Annotated in this window: 8 protein-coding genes and 1 pseudogene; 2 read left to right on the top strand and 7 right to left on the bottom strand. The window is 66.7% G+C overall.

Annotated elements, in window-relative coordinates; translation table 11 throughout:
- Both BLP62_RS12950 and BLP62_RS12945 read left to right on the top strand, forming a co-directional pair.
- Positions 1-247, top strand: a 247-nt coding sequence (locus tag BLP62_RS12950) for a winged helix-turn-helix domain-containing protein (protein ID WP_143004377.1), incomplete at its 5' end; no start/stop codon positions are given.
- A 92-nt stretch (positions 248-339) separates the two neighbouring features.
- Entirely contained in the window at positions 340-672 is a 333-nt protein-coding gene (locus tag BLP62_RS12945) for a transposase (RefSeq protein WP_093008703.1), read from the top strand.
- Between the two features lie 82 nt (positions 673-754).
- Here BLP62_RS12945 and BLP62_RS14470 read toward each other — a convergent pair whose 3' ends face one another.
- The 7 genes and pseudogenes from BLP62_RS14470 to BLP62_RS12910 all read right to left on the bottom strand — a co-directional run.
- Complete coding sequence (locus BLP62_RS14470; RefSeq protein ID WP_277621434.1) at positions 755-877, bottom strand: hypothetical protein; 123 nt, start codon at positions 875-877, stop codon at positions 755-757.
- Between the two features lie 164 nt (positions 878-1041).
- Positions 1042-1776, bottom strand: coding sequence for an amino acid ABC transporter ATP-binding protein (locus BLP62_RS12935; protein ID WP_093008701.1), 735 nt, complete (start codon positions 1774-1776; stop codon positions 1042-1044).
- 1 nt (position 1777) lies between these two features.
- On the bottom strand, positions 1778-2740 hold the full coding sequence (locus BLP62_RS12930) for an amino acid ABC transporter permease (protein ID WP_093008700.1): 963 nt from the start codon (positions 2738-2740) through the stop codon (positions 1778-1780).
- Entirely contained in the window at positions 2737-3840 is a 1104-nt protein-coding gene (locus tag BLP62_RS12925) for an amino acid ABC transporter permease (protein WP_093008699.1), read from the bottom strand. The genes BLP62_RS12930 and BLP62_RS12925 overlap by 4 nt, the downstream gene beginning before the upstream one ends.
- Before the next feature lie 7 nt (positions 3841-3847).
- Positions 3848-4879, bottom strand: a complete 1032-nt coding sequence (locus BLP62_RS12920) for an amino acid ABC transporter substrate-binding protein (RefSeq protein WP_093008698.1) — start codon at positions 4877-4879, stop codon at positions 3848-3850.
- A 374-nt stretch (positions 4880-5253) separates the two neighbouring features.
- On the bottom strand, positions 5254-5634 hold the full coding sequence (locus tag BLP62_RS12915) for a hypothetical protein (protein ID WP_093008697.1): 381 nt from the start codon (positions 5632-5634) through the stop codon (positions 5254-5256).
- A gap of 226 nt (positions 5635-5860) precedes the next feature.
- A pseudogene (locus tag BLP62_RS12910) lies at positions 5861-6198 on the bottom strand (IS1634 family transposase); the annotation flags it as partial.

Genomic DNA, 6198 nt, shown 5'->3' with positions numbered 1-6198 from the left:
GGAGCTTCAGGAAGCCTTCCGCCAGGCCCTCCTCCAGCCCCATCCCCAGGACGGGATATGGACCATAAGGAACGCCGCCCTGTGGCTCTCGGAGAGGCTAGGCCGTCCCGTGGACCCCAGGCGGGCCTGGACCTGGATGAAGCGCCTGGGCTTCGCCCCCCTCCGCCCCCGTCCCCGGCACCGGGAGAGGGGCGTGGAAGAAGGAGAGGCCTTCAAAAAAAACTCTTCTTCACCGTCGTCCTCCTGAAGTACCTCTTCCCCTGGCTTGTCCTGGAGGTCTGGGCTTCTGACGGTCACGCCCGAAGGGCGTACCTTGGGCACAGGTTGGGCCTGAAGCCCATGTACCGGCGGGTGTGGGCGCCCCGGGGGAAGACGCCCCTGGCCTGGGTGCGGCCGCGGTACCGGTGGCTTTACGTGTACGGCTTCGTGCGTCCGGGTACGGGGGAGAGCGAGTTTTGGCTTTTGCCCACGGTGAACGCTGTGGCCTTCTCGGAGGTCCTGGGGCGCTTTGCCCGGTTGCGTGGGGCTGGGGAGGGGAAGCTTTTGCTTTTGGTCTTGGACCGGGCGGGGTGGCACGTGTCGGGGCGGGTGGAGGTGCCAGAGGGGGTGGGTTTGGTCTTCCTGCCCCCCTACTCTCCCGAGCTCCAACCCTGCAGACCCAGCCGGGCCTGATTCGGAGCCATACCCTCTTTCACTGGTGGCCGGGAGGATGCTGAGGGAATGGATCAGGGGGATTTCTTATCATACCCTCATCCTACCCCCGGTAGGCCTGCCACAGCGCCCACGCGGCCAGGATGAAGGCCACCACGGCCTGGGCGGTCTCGCACTTGGGGCAGCCCTTGCCCTCCCGGAGGTTTTTCAGCCGCCCTAAGCCCAAGTAGAGGTGTACGGTCCAAACGGGAGGGGTGCAGAATGTCGGCTCCGGGGGTTTGCGGGGCACGTGCACCCCCAGGGGACCCCTTGAGCGCAGGCCCTGGGGAGAAGAAGGCCCAAGATCGGAGTCCGGAGGTGCGTAGGGGGATCCTCGCGTGCTCCGGGTGCCTAGTGGTGGAGGACCCGCTCCAGGAAGGCCCGGGTGCGCTCCTCCTTGGGGGCGGTGAAGATCTCCCCCGGCCTCCCCTCCTCCACGATCTGCCCCCCGTCCATGAAGACCACCCGGTCCGCCACCTCCCGGGCGAAGCCCATCTCGTGGGTCACCACCAGCATGGTCATGCCCCCGCGCGCCAGGTCCCGCATCACGTCCAACACCTCCCCCACCATCTCCGGGTCCAAGGCGCTCGTGGGCTCGTCAAAAAGCATCACCTTGGGCTCCATGGCGAGCGCCCGGGCGATGGCCACCCGCTGCTGCTGCCCCCCGGAAAGCTGTGCCGGGTACTTCCCCGCCTGGTCCAGGATTCCCACCCGCTCCAAAAGCTCCAAAGCCTTCCTCTCCGCCTTCTCCTTCGGCCAGCGCCGCACCCGCATGGGGGCCAGGGTGATGTTCTCCAAGACGGTCATGTGGGGGAAGAGGTTGAACTGCTGGAAGACCATCCCCACCTCCCGCCGGACCTCCCGGAGGGCCCGGTCGTCCTTGACGTTCAGGCCGTCCACCCACACCTCCCCCTCCTGGAAGTCCTCCAGGCGGTTGATGGTGCGGATGAGGGTGCTCTTCCCCGAGCCCGAGGGGCCGATGACGACGAGCTTCTCCCCCGGGGCCACCTCCAGGTGGATCCCCTTGAGCACGTGCAGGGGGCCGAACCACTTGTGCAGGTTGTGGATTCGGATGATGGGCTCCACGCTACCTCACCCCCAGGCCGAGGCCCCGTTCCAGAAGCCTTCCCAGGTAGGAAAAGCTCCCGCTCACCAGTAGGTAGACCAGGGCCAGGAAAAGGTAGACCTCCCGCTCCAGGCCCACGTTCTGAGGGTTAGCGAGAACCGCCCGGGCCACCCCCATGAGGTCCAGGATCCCGATGAGGGCCACCAGGGAGGTGTCCTTGAAGAGGGCGATGTACTGGCCCACCAAAGCCGGCACCACCGCCCTCAGGGCCTGGGGGAGGATGACGTAGCGCACCGCTTGAAACGGGGTGAGCCCCAGGCTGAAGGCCGCCTCCCACTGTCCCTTGGGCACGGCCTGCAACCCTCCCCTCACGTTCTCCGCCAAGTAGGCGGCGGCGAAGAGGGTGAAGGCCACCAGGGCCCGCACCACCTGGGGAAGGCGAACGCCCTCCGGCAGGAAGAGGGGCACGGTCACGAAGGCCAGGAAGAGGAGGGAGACCAGGGGAACCCCGCGCACCCCCTCTATGAAGGCGATGGCGATGAGGCGCAAAACGGGAAGCCGGGCCTGCCGCCCGAAGGCCAGGGCCACCCCCAGGGGGAAGGCGAGGAGCATGGCCACCCCGGAGAGGAGGAAGGAGAGGAGGAGGCCCCCCCAGAGGGTGGGGGGCCAGGGCAGGAGGAAGAGGCTACCTAGAAGCCCGAGCAGGGAGAGGAGGCGGGGCCTGGGCACCCGGACCACCCGGAGGCTTCCCAGCCACCCGAGAAGGGCCAAGGCGAGGAAGAGGAGGAAGCCCCCCACCCGGGGCAGGTGCTCCTTGGGCAGCTGGCCCACGAAGAAGTAGGGGAGGTTCTCCCCCACCACCCGCCACTCCGCCCTGAGGCCCCAGAGGAGGAGGGCCTGGCCCAGCCAGCCCAGGAAGGCCAGGAGGAGGAGGGAGACCAGGGCGTTGCCTGGGGTCCCGAAGAGGGCCTTGAGAAGCCTCATAGCCGCCACCTCAGGGCCACGCGCCGGTTATAGGTGTTGACGGCGGCGCTGATGCCGAGGCTCAGGGTCAGGTACACGGCCATGACCAGGAGGATGGCCTCGAGGCTCCGGCCCGACTGGTTGGCCACGGTGCCATACACGGAGAAGAGGTCCGGGTAGCCCACCGCCACCCCCAGGGAGGTGTTCTTGGCCAGGTTCAAGTACTGGTTGGCGAGGGGCGGGACGGCGATGCGCACCGCCTGGGGCAAGACGATGAGGCGGAAAGCGTCCCGGCCCTCGAGGCCCAGGGCGTAGGCCGCCTCCCACTGCCCCCTGGGCACCGCCAGGATGGCCCCCCGGAAGACCTCGGCGATGAAGGCCGCGGTGTAGACCACCAGGCCGAAGAGGAGGGCGGCGAACTCCGGGGAGAGGAGGAGGCCTCCCCGCGGGCCGAAGGCCTCCTTCTGGGGCGGGGCGAAGACGAGGGGAGGCCCCCAGAGGACCCAGCCCAGGAAAACCCCCAGGAAGAGCGCCCCCAAGGCCCAAAGAGGCCTCTTCCTCAGGAAGAACCCGGCGAAAAGCCCAAGGGCCAGCCCCAGGACCCCGCCCCCAAGGCCCACCTGGGGAAGCACCAGGCCCCGCTGGGAGAGGAGGACCCCGCCCCAGGAGAGGGCGTTCTCCCAGGAAGGCAGCTTGAGGAGCACGGCAAAATACCAAACGAAAAGCTGGAGGAGAAGGGGGGTGTTCCGGATGACCTCCACATAGCCCGCGGCCAGAGCCCGGGCCAAGGGGTTGGCGGAGAGGCGGCCCGCAGCCACGAGGAGGCCGAGAAAGGTGGCCAGGAAGATGCCCAAGAGGGCCACCTTGAGGGTGTTGAGGAAGCCCGCGAGGAGGGCCTGGAGGTAGGTGTCCGAGGGGAAGAAGGGGCGTAGCCCCTCCCCGGGGGCGTAGGTCAGCCCCTCGCTCAGGCTAAACCCCGCCTCCTGGGAGAGGAAGGCGAAGCTGAAAGGGATCCCCTGGGCGGCCATGCGGGACCGGGCCTCGGCGAGGAGGGAGAGGAGGCCCCAGGCCACGAGGCCCAGGACCACAGCCTGGAGGAGGAGGTCCTTAGCCCGGGGCATCGGGGGGTTAGCGGAAGGGCGGGCTGTACATGAGGCCTCCGAAGCGCTGGAGGGCGTTTAGCGTCCCCGTGCGGGGGATGTAGAAGGGGCTCTTGGCCCCGAAGAAGCGGTCGTAGATCTCCCCATAGTTGCCCACGGCCCGGATCACCCGCACCACGAAGTCCCGGGGCAAGCCCAGGTCCTGGCCCAAGGTGCCCTCGAGGCCCAGGAAGCGCCGGATCTCGGGCACCTCACTCTTGAGGAACTGGTCCAGGTTCTTCTGGGTGATGCCGTACTCCTCCGCCTGGATGGTGGCGTAGACGATCCAGCTCAAGGCATCGCGCCAGCGGGAGTCGTTCTCCCGCACGAAGCCCGCCAAGGGCTCTTTGGAAATGGTCTCCTTCAGGATGACGAGCTCCTCGGGCCTGGGAGCGGTGGCCCGGTACCCCACCAGCTGGGACTTGTCGGCGGTGAAGGCGTCGCACCGCCCCTGGAGGAAGGCGTTCATTACCTTAGCCCCGTCCTCAAAGGTGAGGACCTTAGCATTGCGCCACCTCTGGGCCCGGATATAGTCCGTGATGTTCTTCTCGTTGGTGGTGCCCTGGGTGGTGCAGAAGGTGGCGTCCTGGAGCTCCCGGAGGCTGTTGGCCCGCCCCTTCTTCACCATGACCCCCTGGCCGTCGTAGAAGGTGACGGGCAGGAAGTCCACGCCTAAGGCCCCGTCCCGGTTGGCGGTGACCGTGGTGTTACGGAAGGCCACGTCCACCTCCCCGTTCTGCACGGCCTGGAACCGGACCCGGGCGTCCAGGGGCACGTAGTCCACCTTGTCGGGATCCCCGAAGAGGGCCGCGGCCACCGCCCGGCAGAACTCCACGTCAAAGCCGGTGTACTTTCCCGTCTTCTGGTCCAGGAAGCCAAACCCCGGGAGGACGGCGTTCACCCCGCAGACGAGGCGGCCCCGGTTCTTCACCACGTCCAAACGCGACTGCTGCGCCCAGGCCGGGCCTAGGGCAGCGAGAAGGCCTATGGCTATGCCTAAGGTAAGCTTGCCGAGTTTCATCCTGCCTCCTCTGGCTTGGGAGTATATGTGGTTGGTTTCCTACCTGTCAAGGAGGCTTGCGCCTGGGCTCTCATCCGTTTGCCCTACAGCGCCCACCTTAAGCCTGCCCCAGGGATATGCGTTGCGGACACGGATCGCGGAGGGGGCAGGGCTAGGGCTGGACCGGCACCAGGCGAGCCTTTTGGGGTGGCTTTCGCTTCTGCTCTTGGCCTAGGGGATGCGGGCGCTTTTGGGGGCGGGGCCTGAGGGGTGGCCTTGGCTCCATCGCTTGGTGGCCCATCCCAAGCGGCGGAGTTTTTTCAGGGCCGTTTACCCAGCCCCCACCTGTCGGATGCTGGCAGGGCTGGCTGAGGGCAGGAGAGGAGGGCCAAGACTTAGAGCTTGGTGCGGAGTTCCCTGGAGGAGAAATAGCCCCCCATGAAGCCCCTGATCCAAGCGAAGCGGCCTTCTGCGTTCTCGACCTCCCCTCCTATTTCTTCGGCTAAAGAGGCCAGACGGAGGGAGAGGTCTATCCCGTAACCGTCAAAAAGCCGCCAGGCGAGTTCCCAGGTCGTTCTGGTAACCGGGTTCCCCCTCGCAAGCTTTTGGACCATCTCCAGATTTTCTGCGAACAAGAAGCGGACGGCGAGTCCAGCGGCCGCGCCGAAGAGCCAAGCCCTTCCCTCCTCACCCTTGCCCCTCGCCTCGGCCAGGATGTTCCACTCCCATTTTTCCCAGGCGCCGCGCTTTCCTGTTTCCTCACGATCGTCGGGCATATCCACTTGAGAACATACTAGCGAAAGTTTTTTGGCCGTCACCCTGCAAGCTCACGCTCGGGGAAGAAAAGGAGGATCTTGCCCTGGCCGTGGTCGTACCTGAGAACGAGGGAAGCTTCCCCGCCTTCCCCTCTTGGCCGTTCATGGAAAGCTTCTCGCCTCAAAGGAGGGCCAGGGTCTGCTCCAAGGCGAGGCCCTTGGCGCTAACCCACATTCCGCACCCCCTTCACTCCAGCAGGTAATATCGCCCGGCCCCCAGGAGGCGCACCGCGGTCTCGTGATGGGGCGCCAGGTTGAGAACCAGCCACTTGCCCCCCAGCTCCACCAGGCGGACCCACATGAACAGTTGAAACACCCAGCGCAAGGTGGGCTTGGCTGTGGGTCTCCCCTTCTGGTCCGGCAGGCTGGACCCCGCCTCCCAAAGCCTCCGCCTCAGCGCCCACTCCCCCAGGGCGTACACCAAAAGGGCCAGGGCCATCACCATCCCCAGGGCCATCACCCGCTCGGGCCGCTTCAAGAAGGTGCTCTCCGCAAAGAACAGGGGGTCCTTCAGAAACCGGAACC

Source organism: Thermus arciformis, assembly GCF_900102145.1.
GTDB lineage: Bacteria > Deinococcota > Deinococci > Deinococcales > Thermaceae > Thermus > Thermus arciformis.
This window is presented reverse-complemented; position numbering and strand designations above follow the sequence as displayed.

Bases quoted from the DNA above. Each gene is read 5' to 3' on its own strand.
- BLP62_RS12915 (WP_093008697.1), bottom strand. From the start codon at position 5,634: ATGCCCGACGATCGTGAGGAAACAGGAAAGCGCGGCGCCTGGGAAAAA.
- BLP62_RS12925 (WP_093008699.1), bottom strand. From the start codon at position 3,840: ATGCCCCGGGCTAAGGACCTCCTCCTCCAGGCTGTGGTCCTGGGCCTC.
- BLP62_RS12920 (WP_093008698.1), bottom strand. From the start codon at position 4,879: ATGAAACTCGGCAAGCTTACCTTAGGCATAGCCATAGGCCTTCTCGCT.
- BLP62_RS12945 (WP_093008703.1), top strand. From the start codon at position 340: ATGTACCGGCGGGTGTGGGCGCCCCGGGGGAAGACGCCCCTGGCCTGG.
- BLP62_RS12930 (WP_093008700.1), bottom strand. From the start codon at position 2,740: ATGAGGCTTCTCAAGGCCCTCTTCGGGACCCCAGGCAACGCCCTGGTC.